At 71.1% G+C, this 26380-nt stretch carries 24 protein-coding genes; 11 read left to right on the plus strand and 13 right to left on the minus strand.

The features are described 5' to 3' along the window. Window positions 1-243 precede the first annotated feature (243 nt). From G472_RS38805 to G472_RS37080, 3 genes are all read left to right on the plus strand, one after another. Window positions 244-405 (plus strand): hypothetical protein, encoded by a 162-nt coding sequence (locus tag G472_RS38805; protein WP_156927086.1) that lies wholly within the window; start codon window positions 244-246, stop codon window positions 403-405. Continuing rightward, entirely contained in the window at window positions 359-616 is a 258-nt protein-coding gene (locus tag G472_RS38810) for a nucleotidyl transferase AbiEii/AbiGii toxin family protein (protein WP_156927087.1), read from the plus strand. The genes G472_RS38805 and G472_RS38810 overlap by 47 nt, the downstream gene beginning before the upstream one ends. 120 nt (window positions 617-736) lie before the next feature. Further along, window positions 737-1030 (plus strand): hypothetical protein, encoded by a 294-nt coding sequence (locus tag G472_RS37080; protein WP_029008582.1) that lies wholly within the window; start codon window positions 737-739, stop codon window positions 1028-1030. Here G472_RS37080 and G472_RS0111895 read toward each other — a convergent pair. Then, the gene (locus G472_RS0111895) at window positions 1020-1934 is read right to left on the minus strand and encodes an NAD(P)-dependent oxidoreductase (protein WP_051340743.1); all 915 of its coding nucleotides are present in this window, start codon (window positions 1932-1934) and stop codon (window positions 1020-1022) included. The two genes, G472_RS37080 and G472_RS0111895, sit on opposite strands and share 11 nt — an antisense overlap. A gap of 2 nt (window positions 1935-1936) precedes the next feature. Beyond that, window positions 1937-2341, minus strand: coding sequence for a tellurite resistance TerB family protein (locus G472_RS0111900; RefSeq protein WP_029008584.1), 405 nt, complete (start codon window positions 2339-2341; stop codon window positions 1937-1939). Window positions 2342-2535: 194 nt separating this feature from the next. Here G472_RS0111900 and G472_RS0111905 point away from each other — a divergent pair, with 194 nt between their 5' ends. Continuing rightward, a complete protein-coding gene (locus G472_RS0111905; RefSeq protein ID WP_029008585.1) occupies window positions 2536-3483 on the plus strand; it encodes an AEC family transporter in 948 nt (315 codons plus the stop codon). A gap of 6 nt (window positions 3484-3489) precedes the next feature. Here the strand turns inward: G472_RS0111905 and G472_RS32685 are convergent, their stop codons facing one another. From G472_RS32685 to G472_RS32695, 3 genes are all read right to left on the minus strand, one after another. Continuing rightward, a complete protein-coding gene (locus G472_RS32685) occupies window positions 3490-4686 on the minus strand; it encodes a serine hydrolase (protein ID WP_084536590.1) in 1197 nt (398 codons plus the stop codon). A gap of 158 nt (window positions 4687-4844) precedes the next feature. After that, window positions 4845-6524, minus strand: coding sequence for a glycosyltransferase family 39 protein (locus tag G472_RS32690; RefSeq protein WP_245593465.1), 1680 nt, complete (start codon window positions 6522-6524; stop codon window positions 4845-4847). After that, window positions 6521-7579 (minus strand): glycosyltransferase family 2 protein, encoded by a 1059-nt coding sequence (locus G472_RS32695; RefSeq protein ID WP_084536591.1) that lies wholly within the window; start codon window positions 7577-7579, stop codon window positions 6521-6523. Before G472_RS32695 ends, G472_RS32690 begins: the two co-directional genes overlap by 4 nt. 303 nt (window positions 7580-7882) lie before the next feature. On the opposite strand from G472_RS32695, the gene G472_RS32700 reads away from it, so the two are divergent. After that, window positions 7883-8503 carry a hypothetical protein gene (locus tag G472_RS32700; protein WP_035692127.1) on the plus strand — a complete coding sequence of 207 codons (621 nt, stop codon included), beginning with the start codon at window positions 7883-7885 and terminating at the stop codon, window positions 8501-8503. 33 nt (window positions 8504-8536) lie between these two features. Here G472_RS32700 and G472_RS0111930 read toward each other — a convergent pair whose 3' ends face one another. Beyond that, window positions 8537-9127: an NUDIX domain-containing protein gene (locus G472_RS0111930; protein ID WP_029008586.1), complete on the minus strand. Its 591-nt coding sequence runs from the start codon at window positions 9125-9127 to the stop codon at window positions 8537-8539. A 19-nt stretch (window positions 9128-9146) separates the two neighbouring features. Continuing rightward, window positions 9147-11090: a glycosyltransferase family 92 protein gene (locus tag G472_RS37085; protein WP_051340715.1), complete on the minus strand. Its 1944-nt coding sequence runs from the start codon at window positions 11088-11090 to the stop codon at window positions 9147-9149. A gap of 269 nt (window positions 11091-11359) precedes the next feature. On the opposite strand from G472_RS37085, the gene G472_RS0111940 reads away from it, so the two are divergent. After that, window positions 11360-12403: a class I SAM-dependent methyltransferase gene (locus tag G472_RS0111940; protein ID WP_029008588.1), complete on the plus strand. Its 1044-nt coding sequence runs from the start codon at window positions 11360-11362 to the stop codon at window positions 12401-12403. Window positions 12404-12618: 215 nt separating this feature from the next. After that, a complete protein-coding gene (locus G472_RS0111945) occupies window positions 12619-12828 on the plus strand; it encodes a hypothetical protein (protein ID WP_029008589.1) in 210 nt (69 codons plus the stop codon). 40 nt (window positions 12829-12868) lie between these two features. On the opposite strand, the gene G472_RS37090 is transcribed toward G472_RS0111945, so the two are convergent. Beyond that, window positions 12869-14866: an ATP-binding protein gene (locus G472_RS37090; RefSeq protein WP_051340717.1), complete on the minus strand. Its 1998-nt coding sequence runs from the start codon at window positions 14864-14866 to the stop codon at window positions 12869-12871. Between the two features lie 162 nt (window positions 14867-15028). Between G472_RS37090 and G472_RS32710 the strand changes: the two genes are divergently transcribed. Continuing rightward, window positions 15029-16054 (plus strand): extracellular solute-binding protein, encoded by a 1026-nt coding sequence (locus G472_RS32710; RefSeq protein WP_084536592.1) that lies wholly within the window; start codon window positions 15029-15031, stop codon window positions 16052-16054. 132 nt (window positions 16055-16186) lie between these two features. Next, window positions 16187-18883, plus strand: coding sequence for an aconitate hydratase AcnA (gene acnA, locus G472_RS0111960; RefSeq protein ID WP_029008590.1), 2697 nt, complete (start codon window positions 16187-16189; stop codon window positions 18881-18883). Window positions 18884-18910: 27 nt separating this feature from the next. Here acnA and G472_RS32715 read toward each other — a convergent pair whose 3' ends face one another. Both G472_RS32715 and G472_RS0111970 read right to left on the minus strand, forming a co-directional pair. Next, window positions 18911-20278 carry a hybrid sensor histidine kinase/response regulator gene (locus G472_RS32715; RefSeq protein WP_051340719.1) on the minus strand — a complete coding sequence of 456 codons (1368 nt, stop codon included), beginning with the start codon at window positions 20276-20278 and terminating at the stop codon, window positions 18911-18913. 162 nt (window positions 20279-20440) lie between these two features. Further along, window positions 20441-21235, minus strand: a complete 795-nt coding sequence (locus tag G472_RS0111970) for a LytTR family DNA-binding domain-containing protein (RefSeq protein WP_029008591.1) — start codon at window positions 21233-21235, stop codon at window positions 20441-20443. 145 nt (window positions 21236-21380) lie between these two features. Here G472_RS0111970 and G472_RS32720 point away from each other — a divergent pair, with 145 nt between their 5' ends. Beyond that, a complete protein-coding gene (locus G472_RS32720) occupies window positions 21381-21812 on the plus strand; it encodes a DUF2141 domain-containing protein (RefSeq protein WP_051340720.1) in 432 nt (143 codons plus the stop codon). A gap of 11 nt (window positions 21813-21823) precedes the next feature. Next, window positions 21824-23344: a carotenoid oxygenase family protein gene (locus G472_RS0111980; protein ID WP_029008592.1), complete on the plus strand. Its 1521-nt coding sequence runs from the start codon at window positions 21824-21826 to the stop codon at window positions 23342-23344. Window positions 23345-23468: 124 nt separating this feature from the next. Here G472_RS0111980 and G472_RS0111985 read toward each other — a convergent pair whose 3' ends face one another. From G472_RS0111985 to G472_RS0111995, 3 genes are all read right to left on the minus strand, one after another. Beyond that, entirely contained in the window at window positions 23469-24152 is a 684-nt protein-coding gene (locus G472_RS0111985) for a helix-turn-helix transcriptional regulator (RefSeq protein ID WP_029008593.1), read from the minus strand. A gap of 57 nt (window positions 24153-24209) precedes the next feature. Then, window positions 24210-24590, minus strand: a complete 381-nt coding sequence (locus tag G472_RS0111990; RefSeq protein ID WP_029008594.1) for a VOC family protein — start codon at window positions 24588-24590, stop codon at window positions 24210-24212. Window positions 24591-24703: 113 nt separating this feature from the next. Next, entirely contained in the window at window positions 24704-26380 is a 1677-nt protein-coding gene (locus tag G472_RS0111995) for a methyl-accepting chemotaxis protein (protein ID WP_029008595.1), read from the minus strand.

Genomic DNA, 26380 nt, shown 5'->3' on the forward strand with positions numbered 1-26380 from the left:
GCCGATGACCGGACGGCCGGTGCGCCGGCGTGCCGGAACCTGGACCGGGCACCGGCGCCCCCCTATATCTGACTTTGGATATCCGGTCATGGGGGCTCGTGGAGCGAGCCATGTGGAAGACGCCATCGAGCATCGACAATCTCGTCCTGGGCACCGTCAACGCTCCGTGGAAACGGTCGATTGACGCGGATCAGCTTGCGTGCAGAATCGCGACGGGGGGATCCTGTGGGATGGCTGCCCCATATGGCCACCTTCTTCGGGGAGGTGAGCCCCGTCCTCGTCGTGGCGTTTGCCCGGGCCCACGGCATTGCTCCGGCGGCCCTCACGCGCAGCTATGAAACGGTGAAGGTTCTGACCGGTGAGCGCAACAGGCACCTCGAAGCCGAACTCTCCAAGCTGGCATAGGCTTCTGGAGCGCGCGCTGTCCGCCATCGAGGGGCTGGCGGACCAGGGTACTCCGCTGCGGTGGTGGGCTTTCGGCGGCGGCACCGCACTGATGGTCCAGACCGGCCATCGTAACAGCAGGGACATCGACATCTTCCTGTCCGATCCGCAATACCTGCCGCTGCTGTCGCCGCGTCTGAGTGCATCGATCGTATGGGACTGCGAGGACTAGCTGGAACAGGCCCATTATCTGAAGCTCAGGTACGCCGAAGGTGAGATCGATTTCATCGTCGCCGGCGTGCCGTCGGACCTTCCGGCAATTCCTTTCACGATCCACGGACGAACCGTTCCCATGGAGCCGGGCACCGAGATCGCCCTGAAGAAGCTCTACCATCGAGCGGAGAACCTGAAGCCCCGCGACATCTTCGACGTCGCGGTCGTGCTGTCGACGGAAGAGGGGAACCGACTCCCGGAGACTCTGTGGTGTCTCCGGGACGTCAAGGATCTGCTGAAGACGCGGCTCAACACCATGCCGTTGGCATTCTACGAGGAGGCCATCGAGGAGTTGAGCATCCGACCGGAGTCGGTTCTGATCGGTGCCCGATCACTCCGCCGCTTCGTTCTCCGGTCCCGGATCACCCCGTAAACAGACGGTACAGCGCCGCGTGGTCCAGCCCGCCGTCGCCGCGGTCCACCAGCCGCTCGTAGAGGGTGCGGGACAGGGTCACCGCCGGCAGGTCGATGCCGGACTCGGCGGCCAGGGCGAGCGCCTGGTTGAGGTCCTTGAGCTGGACCGAGGAGCGGCCGCCCGGCGTGTAGTTGCCGGTCACCATGCGTTCACCGTGCAGCTCCAGGATGCGCGACTCCGCGAAGCCGCCGCGGATCGCCTCGCGCACGCGGGCGGGGTCGACGCCGGCGGCGCGGGCCAGGGCCAGGGCCTCGGCGACGGCGCCGATCGACAGGGCGACGATGACCTGGTTGGCCGCCTTGGCCACCTGTCCGGCCCCGGGGCCGCCCACATGGGTGATGCGCCGGCCCATGGCGGCGAACAGCGGCCAGGCGCGCCGCACGGCCGCCTCCTCGCCGCCGGCCATGATGGTCAGCGTCGCCGCTTCGGCCGCCACCGTGCCGCCGGACACCGGGGCGTCCACCAGGGCACCGCCGCGGCCGGCCACAACCTCCGCCAGGCGGCGGGTGGCGGCGACCGCGGTGGTGCCCATGTCGATCACCAGGGCACCGGGGCGCAGCCCCTCCAGAAGGCCGCCGGGCCCTTCCGTCACCGCCTCCACCGCCGGGGTGTCGGTCAGCATCAGCACCACCGTGTCGGCCGCCGCGGCCACGGCCGCGGGCGTGTCCGCGGGCGTCATGCCCTCGCCGGCCAGCTCCTCCACGGGGCCGCGGCTGCGGCTGTGGATCACCGGGCGCGCCCCGCGGGCGGCCAGGTGGCGGACCATCGGCTTGCCCATCAGGCCCAGCCCGATGAAGCCGATGGTGCGGCCGGTCAGGTCGGGACGGTCGGCGTCGTGTGCGGCGGCGGACCCGGGGGTCATGGTCACAGCCGCATGTGGCGGGCGCGGGCGCCGCGTTCGATGGCGGCGGCGCACAGGCGGTCGACGCCCAGCGTGTGGCGCAGCATCTCCAGGAGGCGCAGCTCCTCCTGCGACGCCTTGACGTCGGCGGCGGCGATGTCGCAGGCGACGGCGTAGGCGGTCTCGTACAGCTTGGCCGGCAGGGCGTCCCTGATGCGCTCCAGCGTCCCGTCGAGACCGGATTCCCCGGCCAGCATGTGGGTGCACTCCCGCGTCACCTCGGGCAGGCGGTCGACCTCGAAATCGTCGAAGATCGGCAGGTACTTCACGTTCTCGCCGATGGCTTCCAGCTCCGCGTCCGTCATGTCGCCGTCGGAGGCGGATACGAGAACCATGACGTAGATGAGCGCGCTGTGATGGTCGAGCATCGGACCTCCGGAAGGGAACGGGGAGCCCGCGTATGTTGCCCGGCGGCATCCCGCCGTCAAGCTCCGACTGCGGCACCGGGTCATACTTACCGAACCCGGTATCAGGGGAGGGATGCCGGAATCGGATGGCTGGTGCCCTCGACGGGGCCGGGGGCCTGCCCTATGGTCGGGGCCGCCCACCCAGGAACGGGTCCATGTCCGCCGTCCTCAACGTCGCCCTTCCCGTTTTCGCCATTATCCTCGCCGGCTTTCTCGCGGGAAAGGCGCGCCTGCTCGGCGACGCCTCGTCGGAGGCGCTGAACAAGTTCGTCTACTGGATGGCACTGCCGGCGGTGCTGTTCGTCGGCACCGCGCGGCGGCCGCTGGCGGAGCTGTTCAACGGCCCGTTCATCGGCGCCTTCCTCGGCGCCATGCTCGCGGTCTTCGCGCTGGGCGCCCTGCTGGGCTGGCTGCTGCACCGGGAAAAGCCGCCGGTGCTGTGCATGCAGGGTCTCACGGCCTGCTTCTCCAACACCGGCTACATGGGCATCCCGCTGTTCCTCGCCGCCTTCGGGGCGGATCAACTGGCTCCCGCCATCCTTGCCACCGTGATCATGAGCGCGGTCATGGTGGGCATCGCCGTGATCTGGCTGGAGCTGGTGCAGAGCCGGGGCCGGGGCGTGGGCGGGGCGCTGGCCGACGTGGGCCGGGCGGTGGCCCGCAACCCGCTGATCGTCGCCACCGCCGCGGGGGTGGCCTGGTCGGTGCTGCTGCCGGGGATCGACCTGCCGCGCCCGGTCGTCACCTTCTGCGAACTGGTGGGGGCCGCCGCCGGCCCCTGCGCGCTGGTCGCCATCGGCCTGTTCCTGGCCGGCCGCCCCTTGCGCGCCAGCCCGGCGGAACTGGGCTGGATCGTCGCGCTGAAGCTGGTGCTGCAACCGGCGCTGACCTGGCTGCTGATCGACACCCTGTTTCCCATGGACCCGTTCTGGGCGGCCTCGGCCATCCTGCTGGCGGCCCTGCCGACGGGGGCGCTGACCTTCGTCGTCGCCACCCAGTACCGCGTCTATGTGGAGCGCACCTCGGCCGCCATCCTGGTGTCGACCATCCTCAGCGTGGTGACGCTGAGCGCCCTGCTGGCCGTCTACGCGCCGGGGCCGTGAGGGCCCTCACCACCCCGCCTCGAACAGGCGCAGCAGGTCGATGGCCGTGCGGTCGGCGACCACCCGGTCGGGGTCGCTGTTGGTCAGGGCGACCACACCCCAGCGGTGGGCGCGGGACAGGGCCATATAGGTGTTGAAGCCGCCGGTGGAGCCGCTGTGCCACAGGATGGGCGTGCCGTCGCCGGCGCGGGCCACGAACCAGCCCAGCGCCATGGCGCCGCCGCCCAGCGCACCGGGATCGCTGAGCGCCGTCCCCTCCACCTGCACCGACTGGGCCAGGGCCAGCGTCTGCACCGCATCGGCCGTGCAGCCGCCGGGGCAGTCGCCCAGGTTCACCCGCAGCCAGCGCACCAGATCGTCGGCGGTGGAGTAGAGGCCGAAGGAGGGCAGCATGGCCGGCGCCTCCCAGTCGGGCACCGGCAGGCCGCCGGCGTGGCCCACCGCCTTGCGGGCGCGCTGGTCGGCGTTCAACTCCGCGGTGGTGTCGGTCAGGCCGAAGCGTTCGGTCACCACGCGGCGCAGAAGCTGCCCGTAGCTGGCCCCCGCCGCCTGCTCCAAAGCCTCCCCCAGCACCGCCATGCCGACGTTGGAATAGCTGAAGCGGGTGCCGGGTGCCGTCGCCAGCTCGTACCCGGCCAGCCAGCGGTCCACCTCGGCCGGCGTCAGCGGCTTGTAGGGGTTGCGCGGGTCTTCCAGGCGCGACCACGAGAAGGTCGGCGTTTCCGGCACGTTGGGCAGGCCGGCGGTGTGGGTGGCCAGGTCGACCAGCCGGATCGGCCGGCCGTCGAATTCGGGCACCCGCGCCACGCTGTGCAGGTGCCGGCGCAGCGGGTCGGCGGGGTGGACGCGGCCGGTGCGGATCAGCTCCGCCAGGATGGTGCCGGTGAAGGGCTTGGTCAGCGAGGCGATCTGGTAGACGGTGCGGCCGTCGGGCGGCGCGCCGCCGGCCCCGCCGGTGCTGCCCAGACCGACCACCAGCGACCGCCCGTCGCGCACCACGCCGACCACCAGCCCGCCGTGCCCCGCCTCGGCCAGGCGGCGTTCCGCCACCTGCGTCACCAGCGCGCGCAGCGGGTCGCGGTCCGCCGCCGGGTCGCCCGGTGCCGCGCCGGCCGGCCCCGGGATCAGCCCCGCGATCAGCGCCGCGGCCAGCCCCGCCGACCGTCCCGCCGACCGTGCCGATCCGCACCCGTCCCCGCCCATCCCTGTGTCCCTCCGGCCGATGGCCCGTAAGGGACAGATTGGAAAGGTGCGGGACCCCGTCGCGCGCACTCCCGGCGATCATGCCGAAGCGCCGGCGGCGGCGGCGGGGGCACTTCGCGCGGGTGGCCGGGGTACGTCGCGGCGCGAAGGGGGGACCGCTACTCCTCCGGGCGGGGGCGGCGGTCCTTGACGATGGACAGGGGCACGCCATCGGCCGCGATCTCAATGATCGGCCGGCCGTCCAGCAGGTCGGGACAGATGCGGTCCTGGGTGAAGGTGACGAAGAAGTCAGCCTCGCGCCAGTCGGGCCGGCCGTTCGCCAGCACCAGATGGGGCGGCAGCTCGTAACGGGCCGCCAGGGCGTTGCCGCAGACCATCACGGTGTAGGTGCGCGGCGGTGCTGCGCCGTCGTTCTCCAGCGCCAGGAACTCCTCCAGGCGGCGCACGGCCTCCAGGATGGAGTTGCCCCAGTAGTCCAGCTCGTACCGGCCGTCCGCCCCGGCGGGGCCGCCGACCAGCGTGTTGTAATAGACGTACTCGTTGGGGTGCAGGGACGCGAGCTGCCACGTCCCGTGCACGCCGGCCGCCACCAGCAGCGCGGCGAACCCCCGCGCCGCGGTGCGGCCGCCCCGTTCCGCCAGCCGCCACAGCCCGTCGATGCCGATGGCCGCCAGGACCACCAGGGGCGGCACGACGAACAGGAAATGGCGCACGCCGTTGTAGATGGTCGGGCGCAGCACCATGAACAGCACCACCGGCAGCGTCGCGGCCAGCACCAGGGGCAGCAGGCGCACCGCCGCCGCGGCGCCGGCGCCGGTGCCGGAACGCACGTTGCGCAGGGCCATTGCGGCCAGCCCCGCCGCCGCCGCCAGGCCGACGAGCACCGCTTCCGGCAGCTTCACCGCCAGATAGACCGGCAGGTAGAGCGCCGGCGGGTCCCTGGCCGGCACCAAGTGGCCGTTGAACAGGGTCTCCAGGTTGATCGGGAACTTCGACATGACCTGCAGGGCCTTCAGGATGTTCCCCGGCTCCTGCACCACCCAGGGCCAGAACACCGCCACGATGGCCAGCGTCAGGGGCAGCGCCGGCAGCAGGGCGGCCAGCGTCGCCCCGGCGTCGGACAGGGCGCGGCCGGCGCCGTCGCGCCGCCACGCCAGAACCCACAGGGCAAGCAGCCCCAGCCCGAGATAGCCGACGGCGAGCACGCCGCCGACCCGGGTTGCCAGGGTCAGCCCCAGCACCAGCCCGAACTTGAGCACCGTGGTGCGGCGCGGGCGCGGCGCCTGATCCAGGATGCAGGTGGCGAAATAGAGCGCCCACACCATGCCCGCGGCGAAGGGCACGTCCTTGGTGTTGTTGAACATGGCGCCATAGTAGACGCCGGTCAGCGCCAGCAGCGCCGCCGCCAGGAAGCCCGCGCGGGGGCCGCCCAGCCGGCGGGCCAGCCGCCAGGCGCCGGCGATGCCGATGATGCCGATGGCCGCGCACAGCAGGTGGCGGGTGTCGTATTCCGCGAACGGCGACACCGGCAGCAGCGCCGCCACCGTCAGGTCGAACAGCCCGCCGTAATAGAACAGGTCCTTGAAGACGAAGGCGGAATGGTCGGCAAAGCCGCTGGCGTAATAGGCCAGAAGCTTCTTGCCGTAGAGGTGCTGCACCTCCTCGTCGATGGTGATGCCGTAGTTGCGGAAGGTCAGCAGGGCGAGCACGGCCAGGGCCAGCAGCAGCAGGCGCGTCAGGTCGTCCCATCCCGGCGTTGCCGGCCGGGCGACCGTCATCGGAGTGCCGCGCAGGGCGGCGAAGCCGTCGTGCGGGTGGGCGGGGGCCAGGTCGGTCACGCCGCGACCTCCCGGACCGGCTCGGCGTCATCGACCTTCCCGGCGGCGGTTCCGGTGGCGGCCCCGGCGGCACCGAGTCCGTGGGTGGCGCGGACGATGAACAGCGGGCGCCCCTTCACCTCGGCGAAGACGCGGCCGAGATAGTCGCCGATGATGCCCAGCGTGATGAGCTGGATGCCGCCCATGAAGAGCACCGAGACGATCAGCGATTCATAACCGGGCACGTCGACGCCGAACAGCAGCGTGCGCAGCAGCCGCAGGACGATGTACACGAAGGCCAGGCCGGAAATGGCCAGTCCCACCAGGCTCCACACCTTCAGGGGGAAGTTGGAGAAGGCGGTCAGCCCGTCCGCGGACAGGCGCAGCAGCTTCACGAAGCCCCACTTGGTGTCGCCGCCGGCGCGTTCGCCCTGCTGGTAGAGGACGGCGGTCTGGCGGAAGCCGACCCAGGCGAAGATGCCCTTCATGAAGCGCGTGCGCTCGGGCATGCGGTTGATGACGTCCACCACCCGGCGGTCCATCAGCCGGAAGTCGCCCGCCTCGCGTGGCAGCCTGACGTCCGACAGGGTGTCGAACACCCAGTAGAAGGCGCGGGCGAACAGGCGGTGCTTCAGGCTCTGCCCGACACGGGCGTGGCGCACGGCGACGACGACGTCGTAGCCCTCGCGCCAGCGGGCGATCATGTCGGGCAGCAGCTCCGGCGGGTGCTGGAGGTCGGCGTCCATGGGCACCACGGCGTCGCCGCGGGCGTGGGCCAGGCCGGCCGACAGGGCCGGCTCCTTGCCGAAGTTGCGCGACAGCTCCACCACCTTGATGCGCCCGTCGCGGGCGTTGGCGGCGACCAGGCGGTCCAGGGTGTCGTCGCGGCTTCCGTCGTCGACGCACACCACCTCCCAGGAGAGGCCGAGCCCGTCGAGCACCGGCAGCAGCCGGCTGAACAGGGCCTCGACGTTAGGCCCTTCGTTGTAGAACGGAACGACGACGGAAAGACGGCACCGCCCCGCGGCGCCGGGCGCCGGGATGGGAAGGCCGGAAGTAGCGTCCACGCAGACCATGGGTCCCCGCAGTGAGGAGAAAGTGGTGCAAGCCGGGTCGGGGGCCGGTCCCCGCAGCGGTGATGGCGCCCATGCGCAGTCCGGTCCGGCCACCGATCCGCATATATCATGAGTCACCCCAACAGTGCAAAAGCGCACCCTCGCGTTCGGCATCAACGGAGCGGACCCGGTGTTTATTCCATTCGATATACGGACGGCCGGAGCGAGCCCGTGAAATGTGGCGGCGCCGGCCGGCGTGCCCTTGCGCCGCGCGGGGGTGTTGGGCACAACAGGGCCGTTTTATCCGCAGCTCCCGGCACCCCGATGATCCTGACGCCCGTTCCCGCCGACCGCATGGACGAAGCCATCCGCACCTTCGCCGGCCACCTCGCCGACCGGCCGGCGGCCCTGGCCGCCTTCCGGCGGATCGCTGCGACCTGGCCGGTCACCGGCCCCGCCGATACCCCCGAACAGCGGGCCGACGGCGTCGCCCTGGCCCACGCCCACGGCATCGCCACCCTGGACGAGGAGCCGAGCGCCTGCTTCATGTGGGACGGCCGGGTCATCCGCACCCGGGTCGAGGCCACCGTCATCGTCCACGAGGTGGCGCACTGGCTGTGCGCCGCGCCGGAACGCCGGCCCCTTCTGGAGCACGGCCTCGGCCCCGGGCCGGAGACGACCCGCCGCCGCGAGGCGCGCGCCCAGCAGGTGCTGACCTTCGAGCAGTGCATGCACGAGGAGGCGCAGACCTCCCTGCTCGGCATCCTGTGGGAGGCCGAACTGGGGCACCCCGCCATCCTCGCCTTCCTGGAACAGAACTGGATGGAGGCGTGGGAGCGTCCCGGCACCGCCGACTGGTTCGCCGGCCACGCCCGCGAGTTGCTGGAGCGCGGCCTCATCGACGAGACCGGCCGCCCCGCCACGCTGCGCGGTCGGGCCGCCTGAGGGCGCGGTGATCGACGGGGCGGCCCGGTCCGCTCAGCGCAGGATCAGCCCGGCGACCGCATCGGGGAGCGCCCCTTCGAGCGCCAGCAGGCGGGCCTTCATCAGGCTGGCCACCGCCATGGCGTCGGTGATCTCGCCGCGCATGGCCATGGCATAGGCTTCGGCAAAGGGCAGGCGGCGGAGCCGGAGATCCTCGGTCTCCTCCGGTTCGGCGACACCCTGCTCCAGGTCCCAGGCCAGGAAGCAGTAGGCGGTCTCGTCGGTGATGCTGTTGGACAGGTGCATGGTCAGCAGCGGCATCCACTCCCGCGCGATCAGGCCGGTTTCCTCGGCCAGTTCGCGGCGCGCCGATTCCAGGGGATCGACGCCGGGGTCGCCGCCGCCCTCGGGGATTTCCCAGCTGTAGGACTTCAGCGGAAAGCGGTACTGGCCGACCAGCGTGGTGTACCCGTCGGCGTCGATCGGGATGACCCCGGTGGCGAGGTTCTGCAGGTGCACCACGCCGTAGATTCCGGGCTTGCCGGCGGGGTTGAGCACCTCGTGCTCGACCACGCGGATCCAGCGGTTCTCGTAGATGGGCCGGGTCAGCAGGATGGTCCACGGATTGGCCGTCTTGTTCGGCAAGGGTATTCTCCCGAGAGGGTCAGGCGCCGGGGCCGGCGATCATCACGTCCTGGTAGCTCAGCGCGCCGGGGCGATCGGCCCAGTCGCCGTAGTCGACGCGCAGGGTCGTCAGGCCGGCGGCGGCGAACAGCTCATGCACCACCTCCTCGCGGAAGGCGATGGCAACCTCCGGCAGTTCCCGGGAATGGGACCAGAACCGGGCGGCCCGGTAATCGAAGGCGATGCGGCAGCGGTTCGCGGCAATCGCCCGCTCCGATCCGGCGTTCAGCAGGAAGAAGGTGGCCAGCAGCCGGCCGTCGGGCGCCAGCATCCGGCGGATCTCCCGCAGGTAGGCGAGGATCTCCGGCTCCAGCATATGGGTGAACACCGACAGCAGGACGATGAACCGGAAGGACCGGTCGGCGAACGGGAACCGGTAGTCCAGCGCGTTCGCGGTGCCCCGGGGATTGTAGGCGGCGTTGCGGATGTCGGCGTGGTGGAAGCGGAAATGGGCGTGCCGGGCGGTGATCTGCTGCGTGCACCAGTCGATGTGCGGGCGGTGGATGTCCATCCCTTCGTAGCGGCCGGGCGGGCGGATGTGCCCGGACAGCGCCCGGGCCACCCGGCCGACGCCGCAGCCGATCTCCAGGACGCTGTCGTCGGATCGCAGGCCGCTGTGCTCGATCAGCAGGCGGGCCAGGCTGTCGCCGACGGCGGTAAAATTGTCGGAGCCGCCGACGAGCGCCGTCAGCTCGGGGGGCGGCAGGGGGATCGGCGTGCCCCTGACATCCGTATCGACGGACGGCACGCTGTCGAGCACCTCGGCGCGCAGGCGCGCCATCTCCGCGACCGTGGCGTCGCGAAAGCGCAGGATGGCCGTGTCCTCACATTCGTTGCGGTCATGGAGCGCCAGATCCGCGTCGGTGCGGCGGGCATCCGCTGCGCCGGGTCCCCGGTCGGGGCGACCGCGCGCCGCCTTGATCGCCCATTCCTCCAGTGACTTGGTGACGTAGTGGTTGACCTGGAGCACCGCGACCGATGTGCCGGTGCGCACGCCGCCCCCGGTCAGCCGCACCGGCCGCCGGTCCTCGTCCACGACGGCGCCGGCGCGCAGGAAATGGGCGTGGACCATGGGCTTGGCAGCGTAATCCGCGCGCACGATGCTCTTGACGTGACGGTGCAGCGGGTCGTCGGCCGGGGCACAGCGCCGGAAGCGGTCCATCACCGGTCCGGGTTCGTGCGTTGCGTGCCCCGACGTCCCGAACACCCGCCACGACGCCCCCAGCCCGGTCACGTCGGGGTAGCGGCGCAGGATGGTGGGCACGTCGTCGGCGGCGTTGGGGACCAGGAACTCGTCCAGGTCGATGAACGCCAGCCATTCCGTCAGGTCGCGGAACCGGTGGATGGCATGGTCGTAGGCGGGAATCTGCGGGCCGCCGGAAAACGCAGCCCCCGGCCAGGGCACCACCGTCACGATGCCCTCCGCCGCCAGGCGGGCCAGCATGTCCGGACCGGCGTCGGTGCTCTCGTTGTCGAACACCACGAAATGGTCGACGCCGACCACGCGGTGATAGGCGATCCATTCCAGCAGATACGGACCTTCGTTGCGGGCGATGGCGCAGACGGTCAGGTAATGGGGCTTGGGCCGTTCCACCACGTCGACGGGGGGGCACCGCTCCGCCTCCTCGTCGAGCAGCCAGGCACGGACCTCGCCGCCGATCGGCTCCTCCCCGTCACCGACGGTCACCACGATCCGATGGAAGGCATTGTCGAGCAGGGACCGGGGCAATGCCACGGTAAACCCGTGCCCGCCGTCGCCGATGCCCGACGCCTGCAGGTCCGGGCGCGGCCGGTCGGCGACCGCGCGGGCTACGGGGGTGCCGTCGACCCACACGGTGACCGGTTGCCGGACGTCCGGCTGGTGGGGGTTCCACAGCCAGCCGTGCACGTTTCCCAGTTCCACCGCATCGATCAGGCCGAGCATGCCCGCATCCCTCGTCCGTCCACCCGACGGTGGATTAGAGACGATCGTCGACGGGTGTCAAGCGACGCACCGGCTTCGCAGATCGTGCAGCCGGTGCGGGCGCGGCGGGCAGCGCAGGACACGCCGGTCATGCGCTGAAATAGCCCCCGGACTTTAATTAAAAAACCATTACTTGACTTGCAATTTGGAGATCTCATTATTCAAACGATAGGATTGCCTCAAGTAAAAAGCATTTCTCTAAAATGTCTCTCCAAAGCGAGGGTCGGGTCGTGCACGCGCGGGAACTGGAACGGTGGCTCAATCCTGACTGGAGGGCGCGCCTGATCGCGTGGTGGGAAGGCTATGACATCGACCGCTTGCAGCGCCATGCCCGCTCGCTGCGCTCGCGGCGGGCGGGCGATGGCCGGCCGATGCCGCGGCGCGGTGTCGCAATGGTGCCGGGGCCGGGACCGGATTCCCTTGCCGTTGCCGCTGCGGCTGCGGCCGCCGCGGATGAGCACGCCGACCTCCGGGCGCTGGAAGACCGGCAGCTCGACCGTCGCGGCTGGCCCCTGTGGTCGCTGGACCGGGTGCAGGGTGCGCAACTCCTCTGGGGTGACGATTTCGTGGGTCCGGGCGACGGCGACTGGGCCGTCGACGCGGTCAGCCAATTCGGGCTCAATCCGGCCAAGAGCGTGCTCGACGTGTCAGCTGGCCTGGGCGGGGCGGCGCGCGCCATCGTCGGCGCCTACGACACCTGGGTGACCGGGCTGGAGCCGTCGCCCGTGCTGGCGGGCATGGCCATGAAACGCTCCCGCCTGCTGGGGCTCGATCGCAAGGCGCCGGTCGCCGCATACGATCCGGAGGCGTTCCGGCCGGCCGGCAGCTACGATCTGGTCATGGCCGACCGGATCGTCCACCGCGTGCGGGACAAGGAGCATTACCTGGACCAGCTCTGCACCTGCGTGAAGCCGGGGGGCGGGGTGCTGATGATGGATTACGTCTCCGACGGCATCCCGGCCTCGCCGGAGGCGTGGTCGACCTGGCGCTCGGAGGAGCCGGTGGACCTCTATCCCTGGACCACGCGGCGCCTGACGGAGGAGCTGACCCAGCGCAACATGGATGTGCGCGTCGCCGAGGATCTGACGCTGGCCCACCGCTGGCAGATCCTGGAGCGGGTGCGCGATCTCGCCCGGCGGCTGGAGGGCGCGGCGTCTCCCGACGGCCGAATGCTGTCCGGGCTGGCCCGCGAACTGGCGCTGTGGTGGGCCCGCCTGCGTGTGCTCGGGCGCGGTCTCAGCTTCGTCCGGTTCGTGGCCTTGCGGCCGTCGTGATCCGCCGGGCCTTCCCGGTTCGCGGCATTTGATTTTTTTTATGCTTTGATTTGCCCGTAACCGGTTGGTGTCTGCCACTGTTGGCGACTGTTGCGGAAAAGGCGCTATCATTGCTTCGCTGTAACGCAATAGGGCTTTACGGCCACAGGTAACAACCTATATTGTGCGTTCAGTGCAACACCGACCGAAGGGGCGGAAGCGAGCGGGAGGCTGACATGGGACACTGGACGACGATACGGTTTCCTGAATGGCCGGACCTCGACACGCGCAAGGCGATCATCCGCTGGGCGGAGGAGAGCCTTCCGGGCAAGTTCATCCCGCTGCACGGGCGGGACGTGCTGGGCCGCCGTTTCTTCGGGTTCGATTTCCAGCGCGTGGACGACGCGCATGCGTTCCGTCAGCGCTGGCTCGGCGAGGCGGCGTAACACAGGCGCGCATGCTCCCGGGGCACCGCCCTGCCGCCGCTCACCATTCCATGGAAGAGGTCGCGGTGGCGGGTTCTCGGGCGCCGTCCGTCGCGGTGCCGCGCGGGGCGACGGCCGGGATGCTCAAGGTGAAGTGGGCGCCGCCCCCGTCCGTGCCGACCAGGTCGAGACGGCCGCCCAGGGTCTGCTGCGCCACGTTGAAGGCGATGTGAAGGCCCAGACCGGTGTTGCCGTTGGCGCGCCGGGTGGTGAAGAACGGCTCGAACACGCGCCGCCGCAAGTCGGCCGGAATGCCGCAGCCGTCGTCCCTGACATCGATGCGGATGCCGTCCAGCCCGCTGGCGGCGGCGCTGATGCGCAGGGTTCCGCCGTGACCGGGCGTAAAGGCGTGGTCGAGCGCGTTCATCGCCAGGATCGTCAGGATCTGGCTGAGCCCGCCGGGAAAGCCGTCCAGCACCAGACCCGGCGGGCAGTCCACGCGGATCGCGTGCCCGGCCTTCTCGAACGCGGGCTTGACGCTCAGCACCGTCTGCTCGACCGTTTCCCGCAGGTCAAAGGCACGCCGGCTCTCGCCGGATCGGTCGGCGGCCACCTGCTTGAAGGCCTGGATCAGGGCGGCGGCACGGTTCATGTTGGCCTGGATCAGCCCGGCGATCTCGCGGGCGCGGTCCAGGAACTGCGCCAGATCCGACCGGCGCAGGCCGCCGTCGCGCACCCGCCGGTCCAGTTCAGCAAGTTCCTCGTCCAGCAGGCTGGCACCGGTGAGCGTGATCCCGACGGGGGTGTTGACCTCGTGCGCGACACCGGCGACGACCCCGGCCAGGGCTGCCAGCTTCTCCGCGTGGATGAGCTGTTCCTGCGTTTCGCGCAGGTCGGCCAGAGCCCGCTCCGCCTCCTCGCGGGCCAGGCGCTGCGCCTCTTCGGACGCGGCCAGCGCGCGGGTGCGCTCGGCCAGTGCGGCGGTGGTGTCGCGGAACACCGCGAGCGCGGCGGCGATCTCATGGAACTCGCTGTGGCCGGCCGGCGGGATGGGCGTGTCCGTGGCACCGGCGGCGATGGCGCGGGTGGTCGCGGCCAGCCGCGCCAGCGGCGTCACGATGGAACGGCTGACCGCCAGCCAGACGAAGGCCAGCGGCCCGACGAAGGTCAGCACCGCCACCGCCAGCAGCCAACGTCGCCCCGCCGCGGTCTGTGCGGCGGCATCGGCGCGGATCGCCTCGATCTCGCCATCCACCGTCGCCACCAGCCGCGACACGGCGATGCCCAGGCGGGTGACGATCTCGCGGCCCTGGACGGCGTGGCGGTCGATGGCCCCGCGGACGTCCAGCATCGCCTCGCGCACGGCGAAAACACCCGACGGACCGGTTGCCAGGGAATCGATCCGGGACGGCAGGGCGAACGGCCCCGCCCGCGCCGCGTCATAGGCGGCCCGGGCGGCCGACAACGCTCCGGGTCGGTCCGCCTGCGCCGCCTCGTACAGGCGCAGCATCAGGCCCACCGCGGCCGCTTCCGGTGGGTGCAGGCCGGGATCGTTCCGGTCCGGACGCGACCACAGCCCGTCCAGTTCCGCCTGAGCCCTGGCGATGGCGGCGCGGTTGCGCCGTTCCAGCGCCTCCAGGTCGATTCGCCGCTCCACCAGACGGTTCATCTCGTAGAGGTTCTCCTCCATCGCCACCACCAGGCGCTCGATCGCCTCCATCTGCGCTGCCGCCGGATCGACCCGGCGCAGGGCGGCGATCGCCTCATGCAACCCCTGAGCGTGCTGGGCGAGGGCGACCGTGGCGTTCTGCCGCTGGAGCTGGTTGGTTGCCGCCTCCACCTCGCTGCCGCCCGCGGCGAAGCGGTTGGCCGTTTCGGCGAGCCGCAGGGCCAGCGCCAGGGTGGTCGACCGCTCCTGCGCCACCGTCATGAGCAGCGACTCGATTCGCGCGTAGAAGTACCAGCTCACCGCGCCGGCGACGACCGTCATCGCGGCGACGGCGCAGGCTGCGGCCACCACGGCGGCCCGGACGCTGGTCATGCGGCGGCGTGGCTCCATGCGCTCCCGTTTCCCTTTCCGACCGGTGCAGCCTTCCGCACGGCAGCGGCGTGTCGCAAGGGTTGGGACACGATCGCAGTGTGCGGCGGGGCGTGGCATCCTATCATCACGGGAGCGGGGATCACCCCAAATCTCGCGGTTCCAAAGGTAAGGGGCTGAAGTATGCACGTACTGCTTGCCGTATTGTTCCTGCTGTCCGCGATGCCTGCGGCGGCCACGGAACTGCGCCTGCTGACCTGGGCGGATTACATCGCTCCGGCGGTGCTCGAAACCTTCCGACGGGAAACGGGCATCCGGGTGACGGTTGATCCCGTGGTGTCGATCACCGGGATGCGCGAGAAGCTGCGCGCCGACCCCGGCGCCTACGACCTGATCAATCCGCCCGATTACGACATCCCGCAGCTTGCCCGCGACGGGTTGCTGGAGCCGATCGACGCGTTCCGCATGCCGGGCTACGCCAACATCCTCGACGGCTGGCGGTCTCCCCCCTATGACCGCAAGAACGAGTGGAGCGTGCCCTTCCACTGGGGGACCACGTCGCTGGTGGTCGACACCGCCGTGTGGTCCGGCCCCCTGGACAGCATCGCGCTGCTGTTCGATCCGCCCGACGCGCTGCGGGACAAGGTCGGCTTCCTGGTGGGGGCCGAGGAGACGATGCGCCTGGCCCTGCTGCACCTGGGCCTGCCCCAGTGCACGACCGACCCCGACCATCTCGACCGGGCCCTGGCGCTGGTCCGCCCCCTGCTGGCACGCGAGCGCATCTACACCATCTCCGACGCCGTCGAGGCGCTGTCCGGCGACCGCATCGCCGTCGGCATCGCCTGGAACGGCGACGCGCTGCGGGCGCGCGAGCGCAAGCCGTCCCTGCGCTACGTCTATCCCGCCGAGGGGCTGATCATCTGGTCCGACGCCCTGGCGGTGCCGCGCGGCGCGCGCAACCGGGCGGCGGCGCTGCGCTTCATCGACTTCATCCTGCGCCCGGAGAACGCCGCGCTGCAGAGCAATTTCTCCCGCTACGCCAACGCCGTGCGCGGGTCGGATGCGTGGATGGAGCCGGACCTGCTGTCCGCCCCCGAGGTGATCGTGCCGTCCCATGTGCGCATCCGGTCGTTCCGCACCTGCGACAGCGAGCAGCTCGCCCTCTACGCCCGGATCTGGGACCCGGTGCTGCTGGAGCTGGCGCGCTGAGCGCGGGGGCGACGCGGACGGTGCGGTTTGAACCGGCGGCGGCGCGCGCCATATCAGCAGCGTGACGGCCGCGGTTGCGGCTGCCGGTCCGCCCCGTCGAACAAGCCCCATCGAGCATAAGGAGGCGCAACCGTGACCACCTTCACCGGTCAGGATTCGTTGAAGACCCGCCGCACGCTGACCGTCGGCGGACGGAGCTACGACTATTTCAGCCTGACGGCGGCCGGCGAGGCCGGCGCCGGCGACCTGTCGCGGCTGCCCTTCTCGCTGAAGGTGCTGCTGGAGAACCTGCTGCGCTTCGAGGACGGGCGCTCGGTCACCGTGGACGACGTGCGGGCGCTGGCCGACTGGCTGAAGGAGCGGCGCTGCGACCGGGAGATCGCCTACCGTCCCGCCCGCGTCCTCATGCAGGATTTCACCGGCGTGCCCGCCGTCTGCGACCTGGCCGCCATGCGCGAGGCGATGGCCGACCTGGGCGGCGATCCCCGCCGGATCAACCCGCTGGTGCCCGTCGACCTGGTCATCGACCATTCCGTCATGGTCGACGTGTTCGGCACGCAGGACGCCTTCCGGCGCAACGTCGCGTTCGAGTTCGAGCGCAACCACGAACGCTACGCCTTCCTGCGCTGGGGCCAGAAGGCGTTCGACAATTTCCGCGTCGTCCCCCCCGGCACCGGCATCTGCCACCAGGTCAACCTGGAGTACCTGGCGCGCGCGGTGTGGACCGACACCGACCCGTCGGGGCGGATGGTGGCCTATCCCGACACGCTGGTCGGCACCGACAGCCACACCACCATGGTCAACGGGCTGGGCGTGCTGGGCTGGGGCGTGGGCGGCATCGAGGCGGAGGCGGCCATGCTGGGCCAGCCCATCTCCATGCTGATCCCCGAGGTCATCGGCTTCCGGCTCTCCGGCCGCCTGCGCGAGGGCTCCACCGCCACCGATCTGGTGCTGACCGTCACCCAGATGCTGCGCAGCCGCGGCGTGGTCGGCAAGTTCGTCGAGTTCTTCGGCCCCGGCCTGGACCATCTGTCCCTGGCCGACCGCGCCACCATCGGCAACATGGCCCCCGAATACGGCGCCACCTGCGGCATCTTCCCCATCGACGCGGAGACGGTGCGCTATCTGAAGTTCAGCGGCCGTGACCCCGAAGGGGTGGCGCTGGTCGAAGCCTACGCCCGGGCGCAGGGCATGTGGCGCGAGGCCGGCGTCCCCGATCCGGTGTTCACCGACACCCTGGACCTGGACCTCGGCGACGTGGAACCGTCGCTGGCCGGCCCGCGCCGGCCGCAGGACCGCGTCGCCCTGTCCGGCGTGGCGGACTCCTTCACCCGCGACCTGACCGCCACCTTCAAGGCGGACGACCCCGGCCGCGCCGTCCCGGTGGAAGGCACCGACTACGCGCTGGAGCAGGGGGCGGTGGTGATCTCCGCCATCACCTCGTGCACCAACACCTCCAACCCCGCCGTGCTGATGGCCGCCGGACTGGTCGCGAAGAAGGCCGTGGAGAAGGGCCTGACCAGCAAGCCGTGGGTGAAGACCTCGCTGGCGCCGGGCTCGCAGGTGGTGACCGACTATCTCGAGGACGCGGGGCTGCAAACCTATCTCGACCGGCTGGGGTTCACGCTGGCCGGCTATGGCTGCACCACCTGCATCGGCAATTCCGGCCCGCTGCCCGAACCGATCGCGGCGGCGGTGGAGGAGGGCAACCTGGTGGTCGCCGCCGTGCTGTCGGGCAACCGCAACTTCGAGGGCCGCGTCAACCCGCACACCCGCGCCAACTATCTGGCCTCGCCGCCGCTGTGCGTCGCCTACGCCCTGGCCGGCAACATGCGGATCGACCCGGTGAAGGACCCGCTGGGCACGGGCAGCGACGGGCAGCCGGTGTTCCTGAAGGACATCTGGCCGACGGCCCGGGAGGTGAACGACGCCATCGCCGCCCACGTCACGCCGGAGATGTTCCGCACCCGCTATTCCAATGTCTTCGAGGGCCCGCCGGAGTGGCGGTCCATCGCCACCGCCGAGGGGCAGACCTACGCCTGGCAGGACGGCTCCACCTACGTCAAGCTGCCGCCGCTGTTCGCCGACATGCCGCGCACCCCGGCGCCGGTGCAGGACGTCCACGGGGCGCGGCTGCTCGCCCTGCTCGGCGATTCCATCACCACCGACCACATCTCGCCCGCCGGCTCGATCAAGAAGACCAGCCCGGCCGGCGAGTACCTGCTGAGCTACCAGGTGCGGCCGCAGGACTTCAATTCCTACGGCTCGCGCCGCGGCAACCATGAAGTCATGATGCGCGGCACCTTTGCCAACATCCGCATCCGCAACGAACTGCTGCCCGGCGTCGAGGGCGGCGAGACCCGGCATCATCCGTCGGGCGACCGTCTGCCCATCTACACCGCCGCCATGCGCTACGCCGACGAGGGGGTGCCGCTGGTGGTGGTGGCCGGCAAGGAGTACGGCACCGGTTCCTCCCGCGACTGGGCGGCCAAGGGCACCATGCTGCTGGGGATCAGGGCGGTGATCGCCGAGAGCTTCGAGCGTATCCACCGCTCCAACCTGGTGGGCATGGGCGTGCTGCCGCTGCAGTTCAAGGATGGCATGACCCGCCACGACCTGAAGCTGGACGGCAGCGAGCGGTTCGACATCGCCGGCATCGCCGACGGCCTGACACCCCGCCGGGACGTGACCCTGACCATCACCCGCGCCGACGGCACGGTGCAGACGGTGCCGCTGCTGTGCCGCATCGACACCCTGGACGAGGTCGAGTACTACCGCCACGGCGGCGTGCTGAACTACGTCCTGCGCAACCTGGCGCAGGCAGCGTAGCGCCGGCACCGCTGCGCGGGCGGAGCGTCAGTGCGGCGCCTCCGCCCGCGGGAAGGCGAGGGTCACCGTGGTGCCCCGGCCGGGGGTGCTGTCCATGTGGAACACCCCGCCGGACTGGGCGACGAAGCCATAGACCTGGGACAGGCCGAGGCCGGTGCCGTAGCCCGGCTTGCGGGTGGTGAAGAACGGCTCGATGGCGCGGCGCAGCACCTCGGGCGTCATGCCCGTACCGGTGTCGCTGACGCGGATGCGCACGTGGGGTTTGGCGTCGATGACGGCGTTGCCGGTCTCGATGACCAGGGTGCCGCCGTCGGGCATGGCGTCGCGGGCGTTGAAGGCCAGATTGAGCAGCGCCGTTTCCAGGGCCTGCGGGTCGGCGGTGGTCGGCCACAGGCCGGGCGCCAGGCGCAGATCCAGCCGCACGGATTTGCCGACCGTCCAGGTCAGCAGCGTCTCCATGGCGGTCAGCAGCGCGTTGGCGTCGAAGGTCCGCGGTTCCAGCACCTGGCGCCGCGCGAAGGCGAGGAGCTGGCCGGTCAGCCGGGTGCCGCGCCGGGCGGCGGCCTCGATGATCGCGGCGGCGTCGTGGCGGTCCGCCTCGGAAGCGGTGCCCTCCAGGTCGTCCACGGCGCCGAGGATGATGGTCAGCACATTGTTGAAGTCGTGGGCGACGCTGCCGGTCAGCCGGCCCAGCGCTTCCACCTTGCGGGCGTGCTGCAACGCCTCGTCGGCGATGCGACGTTCGGTGATGTCCCGGAGAACGCCGATGAGGCGCGGCCGGGGGGTGGGATCGCCGCTCTCCAGAACGGAGGCTTCCACGCGCACCCAGCGCGGTGCGCCGTCGTGCCCGGCCAGCCGCACCTCCAGCCGCAGCGCCCCGCGCCCGGCGATCGCCCCTTTGACGGCCGCGCGCAGGCGCGGCCGGTCGCCGGCGTGGAAACGGCGCAGCACCGCCGCCGGCGTCTCATCGAAGACCGGCCCCGCCGCACCGAGAATGCGCCGGGCGGCGGCTGAACAGCGCAGCGTGCCGCCGTCGCCGGCGTCGTAGATCCAGGACCCGAAGCCGGCGGCGGTGCCGGCCACGTCCAGCACCTGCCGGCTCTCCTCCAGGTCCGATTCGGCGCGCCGACGGTCCCGGCGTTCCTGCGACAGGTGTTCCTCGGCGCGGCGCAGGGTCCGGGCGGCGTGGCGGATCAGCAGGAAGAGCGTGGCCGCGGTTACGGTGACGAAGACCAGCCCCTTCACGGTCTGCCAGGGACCGGGGTCGGCAATCAGCCCGAGGGCCCGGTCCGACAGGACGATCCACGCCGCTCCCGCCAGGGCGTAACCCCAGGCCACGGCCGTCGGCGGCATCCCGGCCAGGCGATCGCGCACGGCATCGAGCATATCCGCCATGCCCGTCTCCCGTATTACCGTATGCTGAACCCGCTTGCAGCCGACTCAGCCAATGATTGGTCATTCTAGAGTGCGGATGCGAACAAGGAAAGGAAAGACCGAAAGAGCGGGCCGGAAGTATCCAAGTATGCAATCGATGATGTCTTTGTTGAAATAGAATACTTAAATGTGTCCACCGCGTTCGATCCAGCCGGCGCCGCGCACGGCGGCGGCATAGCGGCGGCTGACGGGAACACGGCGTCCGGTGCTGAGGACCAGGATCAGCCGCCCGTCGCCGCGCCGTTCCACCGCCGTCACCGCCCGCGCCGCCACCCAGTGGGACCGGTGGACCTGCAACCCGTCCGCGCCGTCCAGCTCCGCCACCGCGTCGCGCAGGCGCATCAGGATCAGGTCGCTGCCCAGCGGTGTGTGCACGCGCACGTAATGGTCCTCCATCTCCAGCGCCAGCAGCTCGCGGCCGAGCCGCGGCGGGATGCGGTCCAGGAAGGCGGGCGGGCGGGCCGGAGGCGGGGCGGATGGCTCCGCCGGCCCGGTGCCGGCCAGCAGGCCATGGGCGCGCAGTTCCAGCCACAGCGGGGCGGCCGAAACCAGCAGGGTGATGACAAGGACGTACGCGTACAGCTCTGCCAGGCCGGAGGGCGACAGGAAGTCGTGGCCCCGCAGCTCCCGCTCCACCAGCGCCACCGCGCCGGTCATCACGGCGGCGTTGGCGGCCACCAGCCCGGCGACCGCCGCCGGCCAGCCCACGCCGCGCCGCGCCGCGATGCGCACCGCCGCGGCGCCGGTGGCGTGGAACAGCGCGAAGCCGCACCCCATCAGCCCGCCCCAATAGGCGAGGCGCTGCCCGACGCTCAGCTCGGCAAAGGTGCCGAACGGGCCGATCACCGTCATCACCGCCACGGTGACCAGCAGGATGGGCAGGTGGCGGGTCAGGATGCGGGCCTGCCGTTCACGCATCGCCAACCGCCCGGCCCGTCGATTCACGAAAGCCGCCCCCCTCCGCCGCGCAGGGGCGCTGGTGCGTACGGGCTGCGGTGCGGCATGCCGGCGGGGTGGACGCCGTGCAGGCGTACGCGTCCCCCCCGCACCACAGGAGACGAGGATGAGGCCCCTGCTGCACCGGACGATCCCCCTTCTGCTGCTGTCGGCCCTGGCCCCCGCCACGGCGTTCGGCGGCGAGCTTCGCGCAACCGTAACCAACGTCAAGCCCGAACAGGGCAAGCTGATGGTCGCGGTTTACGAGAGCGCGGAGTCCTTCAAGGCCGGCCGGCGGTTCGCCGCGGCCATCCTCCACCCCGTAGACGCCATGGTGGATGTCGCGTTCGGCGGCCTGCCGCCCGGACGCTACGCGGTGGCCGTCTTCCAGGACCTGAACCGCAACGAGACGCTGGACACCAACCTGTTCGGCGTTCCCACCGAACCTTACGGCTTCAGCCGCGACGCCGCCGGGTCCTTCGGGCCGCCGCCGTTCGATGCCATGGCGGTCGCCGTCGACGACGAGACGGCCGACACCACCGTCACCCTGACGCCGTGAGGGAGGGCACCATGCAGCGACGCACCCTGTTGCAGGCCGCCGGCGCCGCCACCCTGGCCGCCGCCCTGCCGGCTGCGCTGCGCACCGCGGCGGCGGCCGGCGGTGCCCCGGTGTCCCTGGCCGATGCCTTCGATTCGGCCCTGGCGGGGAACCCCTGGCTGCTCGGCTGGGAAGGCCGCGGGCGGGAGCGCGAGCCCGTGCGGCTGGTGACCGAGGGCCGGCCGCCCGACGGTCTGGCCGGCACGCTCTACCGCAACGGGCCGGCGGGGCAGGTGGTGGGCGGCGTGCGCTACCGCCACTGGTTCGACGGCGACGGCATGGTCCACGCCTGGCGCCTCGCGCCGGACGGGGCAGTCTACCGCAGCCGCTTCGTGCGCACCCGCAAGTTCGTCGCCGAGACGGCGGCGGGGCGGCCGCTGGTGCCCGCCTTCGGCACGCTGCCGCCGGGGGTGCCGGCTTTGGTTCCCGGTGACGCCATGAACCCGGCCAACATCAGCGTCCTGCCGCTGGCGGGGTCGCTGCTGGCCCTGTGGGAGGCCGGATCGGCCTACGACCTGGACCCCGACAGCCTGGACACCCGGGGCGAGCGGGTGTGGCGCGAGGATCTGCGCGGCACCCCCTTCTCCGCCCACCCGAAGGTGGACCCGGACGGCACGGTGTGGAACTTCGGCGTCCATTACCCCGAAGGCCGCCTGATGGTGTGGCGCCTCTCACCGGACGGCGGGCTGAGCCGCTTCGCGCTGACGGACGTACGGCACCCCGGTATGTTGCACGACATGGCGGTGACCGGGCGGTCGCTGGTCTTCGTCCTGGCGCCCTTCACCCTGGACCCGGAGCGGTGGGGGCGGGAGTCCTTCCTGGACGCCCACCGCTGGCACGGCAACCGGGCGACCCGCGTCGTGGCGGTGGACAAGGACGACCCGTCGCGCGTGCGGACGTGGGAGCTGCCGGCCGGCTTCGGCTTTCACTTCGGCAACGCCCTGGAGGAGGCCGACGGCACCATCCGCTTCGATTTCGCCCTGGCCCCGGACGCCCGGCTGGTCACCGACACGCTGCGCGCGGTGATGGGCGGGGAGCGGGCGGATGCGGCGGGCCCGCGGGCGGTGCTGGTGACCCTGCGGCCCGGCGGCGGGACGTCGGTGGAGGCGCTGGGGCCCGAGCCGGCGGAGTTTCCCCGCGTCGATCCGCGGGTCGTCGGCCGCCGCAACCGGCACCTCGTCCACCTCATGCGGCCGGAGGGAAGCGCCTCCCCCTGGCTGAGCGCGCTGGTCCGCCGCGACCTGGAGACGGGTGCGGTCGACCGCTTCGACTTCGCGGCGGCCGAGATCCCGGAGGAGCATGTGGTCGTTCCCCGCCCGGGGAGCGACGGCGAGGCGGACGGCTGGCTGGTCGGCACCGTGCTCGACGTGGCGCGGCGGCGCAGCGGCGTGTCGGTGTTCGATGCACGCCGCGTCGCCGACGGCCCGTTGTACCGCGCCTGGCTGGACGCGCCCGTTCCGCTGGGCTTCCACGGCGCCTTCGCTCCGGCGTGACATCGGGGTCATACCGACGGCATCAGAATGATGCCGTCGGTATGACCCTATCGATCAATGCAAGGCATTGATCTGTCGGGTTTCACGGCCGGAAACCAATGGAACGGATCTTTTTCCGGCCGTATCAGATGTCGGGGCGGCAGCGGGCGAGATAGTCGGCAAGCCCCCGCCCCGACGATTCGGTGAAGGTGCGGTCCAGCGGCCGCACCGCGTCCATGCGGTCGACGCGGAAGGTGCGGAAATCATCGCGCAGTTCGCACCAGCCGGCCAGCGTCCACACCCTGCCCCAGAAGAACAGGCCCAGCGCCCGGACGCTGCGGGTCGAGGCGGTGCCGTCCCCCCGGATGTAGTCGAAGACGACGACCCGCCGGTCGTTGATGGCGTGGCGCAGGGCGTCCAGCCGTTCGGCCATGGCCGGCGGCAGGGCGACGTCCGGGGCGAACAGGCGGGACGCCTCCAGTTCGGGGCGGCGGCCGTCGGGGACCGCCGCCTCGATCTTGTCGAGTGCGCGCGCCGCCGCTCCGGCCAGGGCACCGCCGACCCGGGCGCCGACCAGCCGTGCCCCCACCACCAGCGCCTCGATCTCCTCGCGGGTGAACATCAGGGGTGGCAGGTCGTAGCCTTCGCGCAGGATGTAGCCGACGCCGGCCTCGCCCTCCACCGGCACGCCGGTGGCGGCGAGGTCGCGCAGGTCGCGGTAGATGGTGCGCTCCGACACCTCCAGCCGGCCGGCCAGGGCGGCCGCCGTGACCAGGCGCCCCTTGCGCAGGATCTGCACGATCTGGAACAGGCGGTCGGCGCGGCGCATGCCCGGCATTTCCCGGTGGCGGAGGAGGGGAAGCCTACGACGGATCGGGGCCGCCGCCTACCGCAGCGAGTGCAGGCCGACCCGGTTGCCCTCGGTGTCCTCGAAATGGGCGAAGTAGCCGATGGACTCGTCGATCAGCGTCTTCGTCACCAGCACCCGGCCGCCGGCCGCCCACACCCGTTCCAGCGGCCCTGTCAGGTCGTCGCCGCCGTTGAGGTAGACGACGGTGCCGGTGGCGCCCGGCGTGAATCCGGGACCGGCGATGATGCAGCCCTTCACGGCGCCGTCGGCGGCGGGGAAGATGCCCATGACGACGTCCGACTGCGGGCAGCGCTCCTCGACGAGACGGACGCCGAACACGGTTTCGTAGAAGCGTACGGCGCGGGCGAAATCGGTGGCGGGGATCTCGAACCACACGGCGACGTTGGGGGTGGTCATGGCGGTGCTCCCTGGATGCGGTGGAAAGGTCGACGTGCCGGCACGCCCCCTTTCTACCGCACCCCTCCTGACAGCGTTCTGTCAGGAGGCTGCACCGGTCCGGCGCAGCCCGGTCAGGCCGCGCGGATTCCCGCCAGGAATCGCTCGACCTCGCTGCGGAGCTGCTCCGATCCGCGCGACAGCTCGGCGGCGGCTCCCCGGACCTGGCCGGCCGCCGCCCCGGTCCGGGCCGAGGACTCCGTCACGCGGACGATGTTGGCCGACACCTCCTGCGTGCCGGCGGCCGCCTGCGAAGCGTTGCGGGAGATCTCGGCGGTTGCGGCCGTCTGCTCCTCGACGGCGGCGGAGATCGCGGTGGTGATCTCATCGATGGAGCCGATGGTGCCGGCAATCCCGCGGATGGCGTCAACGACGCCGCCCGTCGCCTGCTGCATCGCGGTGATCTGCGACGAAATCTCGTCGGTCGCCTTGCCGGTGCGGGTGGCCAGGCTCTTCACTTCCGACGCCACGACGGCGAAGCCCTTCCCGGCCTCGCCGGCCCGCGCCGCTTCGATGGTGGCGTTCAGCGCCAGCAGGTTGGTCTGGGACGCGATTTCGGAAATGAGATCCACCACCTGCCCGATGCGGCTGGCGGCTTCGGCCAGCCCCTGAACGGTTCCGTTGGTCCGGTCGGCTTCGGCCACCGCCCGGTTGGCAACCCCGGTTGACCGGCTGACCTGGCGTGCGATCTCCTGAAGGGAACCGCTCATCTCCTCGGCGGACGACGCGACCGTCTGCACGTTGACCGACGTCTCCTCCGCGGCGGCGGACGAGGCGCCGGCCTGGAGGGCGGTGTCGTCGGCGATCGCCGCCATCTCCCGCGCCGTGCCGTCCAACTGGGTCGCCGCCGAGGCGACGGTTCGCAGAACACCGCCGACGGCGGCGTCGAAATCGGCGATCATGCGGGCCATGGCTTCCATCCGCCGCTCCCGGGCCTCCTGATCCTCCCGCTGCCGGCGCTCCAGCTCCAGGCGCTGGGCGGCGCCGTCCTTGAACACCTGGACCGCACGGGCCATGGCTCCGATCTCGTCCTTCCGCTCCCGTCCCGCGATCTCCGCGCCGAGATCGTCCCCGGCAAGGCGGGTCATGGTCAGGGTCATCCCGTCGATCGCCGCGGCGATGCTCCGGTCGAAGAACAGGACGACGTATCCCAGCACCGCAAGGACCAGGACGAGCACGGCCACCATCATCGTCCGCGAGAATTCATAGACTTCATCGCCATACGCGCTCGATTCCGCCGCGTTGGTCTGCTCGAGATCGACAAGATCGGCCAGGGAGCGGGAAAAGGCATCGAAGATCGGGCGGGTCTCCATGAAATCCCGGGCCGCTTGCTCATTCTGGTTGCGGCGCGACAGACCGATGATGGACTGGCTCTTTTCGAGGTAAAGCGCCCATTCGTTCTGCACCTTGGTGATGGCGCTGCGTTCCGGCGCGTCGTGGTCGAGGCCCGCGTAGGCGCCGAGACTGTCGGTGATGGTCCGGCGCAAGGCGTCGATGTCGCGTTCGATCGCCGCCATGACCGCGGGATCGGTCGTCAGGATGTGGGAGGCTTCGGCGATGCGGTAATCGGAGGTCGCGATGTTGACCGTGCTCATCTGGTCCGCCCGCACCATCCACACCTCGGCGAGGATGGTCGACTGAGCGTTGACGACCCCCATGCGTTCCACGGCAAAGACACCGAGTCCGACGACCGCGACCGCCAGAACGGCGAGCAGAAGGCGCATGCGGGCGCGCAAGCTCAAGTTGGACAT

Origin of the sequence: Azospirillum halopraeferens DSM 3675 (assembly GCF_000429625.1) — a bacterium.
Taxonomy (GTDB): Bacteria; Pseudomonadota; Alphaproteobacteria; order Azospirillales; family Azospirillaceae; genus Azospirillum; species Azospirillum halopraeferens.

Coding starts and splice junctions, on each gene's coding strand:
- G472_RS38805 (WP_156927086.1), top strand. CDS start 244: ATGGCCACCTTCTTCGGGGAGGTGAGCCCCGTCCTCGTCGTGGCGTTT.
- G472_RS37080 (WP_029008582.1), top strand. CDS start 737: ATGGAGCCGGGCACCGAGATCGCCCTGAAGAAGCTCTACCATCGAGCG.
- G472_RS0111895 (WP_051340743.1), bottom strand. CDS start 1,934: ATGACCCCCGGGTCCGCCGCCGCACACGACGCCGACCGTCCCGACCTG.
- G472_RS0111900 (WP_029008584.1), bottom strand. CDS start 2,341: ATGCTCGACCATCACAGCGCGCTCATCTACGTCATGGTTCTCGTATCC.
- G472_RS0111905 (WP_029008585.1), top strand. CDS start 2,536: ATGTCCGCCGTCCTCAACGTCGCCCTTCCCGTTTTCGCCATTATCCTC.
- G472_RS32685 (WP_084536590.1), bottom strand. CDS start 4,686: ATGGGCGGGGACGGGTGCGGATCGGCACGGTCGGCGGGACGGTCGGCG.
- G472_RS32695 (WP_084536591.1), bottom strand. CDS start 7,579: ATGGTCTGCGTGGACGCTACTTCCGGCCTTCCCATCCCGGCGCCCGGC.
- G472_RS32700 (WP_035692127.1), top strand. CDS start 7,883: ATGATCCTGACGCCCGTTCCCGCCGACCGCATGGACGAAGCCATCCGC.
- G472_RS37085 (WP_051340715.1), bottom strand. CDS start 11,090: ATGCTCGGCCTGATCGATGCGGTGGAACTGGGAAACGTGCACGGCTGG.
- G472_RS0111945 (WP_029008589.1), top strand. CDS start 12,619: ATGGGACACTGGACGACGATACGGTTTCCTGAATGGCCGGACCTCGAC.
- G472_RS37090 (WP_051340717.1), bottom strand. CDS start 14,866: ATGGAGCCACGCCGCCGCATGACCAGCGTCCGGGCCGCCGTGGTGGCC.
- G472_RS32710 (WP_084536592.1), top strand. CDS start 15,029: ATGCACGTACTGCTTGCCGTATTGTTCCTGCTGTCCGCGATGCCTGCG.
- G472_RS32715 (WP_051340719.1), bottom strand. CDS start 20,278: ATGGCGGATATGCTCGATGCCGTGCGCGATCGCCTGGCCGGGATGCCG.
- G472_RS0111970 (WP_029008591.1), bottom strand. CDS start 21,235: ATGCGTGAACGGCAGGCCCGCATCCTGACCCGCCACCTGCCCATCCTG.
- G472_RS32720 (WP_051340720.1), top strand. CDS start 21,381: ATGAGGCCCCTGCTGCACCGGACGATCCCCCTTCTGCTGCTGTCGGCC.
- G472_RS0111980 (WP_029008592.1), top strand. CDS start 21,824: ATGCAGCGACGCACCCTGTTGCAGGCCGCCGGCGCCGCCACCCTGGCC.
- G472_RS0111985 (WP_029008593.1), bottom strand. CDS start 24,152: ATGCGCCGCGCCGACCGCCTGTTCCAGATCGTGCAGATCCTGCGCAAG.
- G472_RS0111990 (WP_029008594.1), bottom strand. CDS start 24,590: ATGACCACCCCCAACGTCGCCGTGTGGTTCGAGATCCCCGCCACCGAT.
- G472_RS0111995 (WP_029008595.1), bottom strand. CDS start 26,380: ATGTCCAACTTGAGCTTGCGCGCCCGCATGCGCCTTCTGCTCGCCGTT.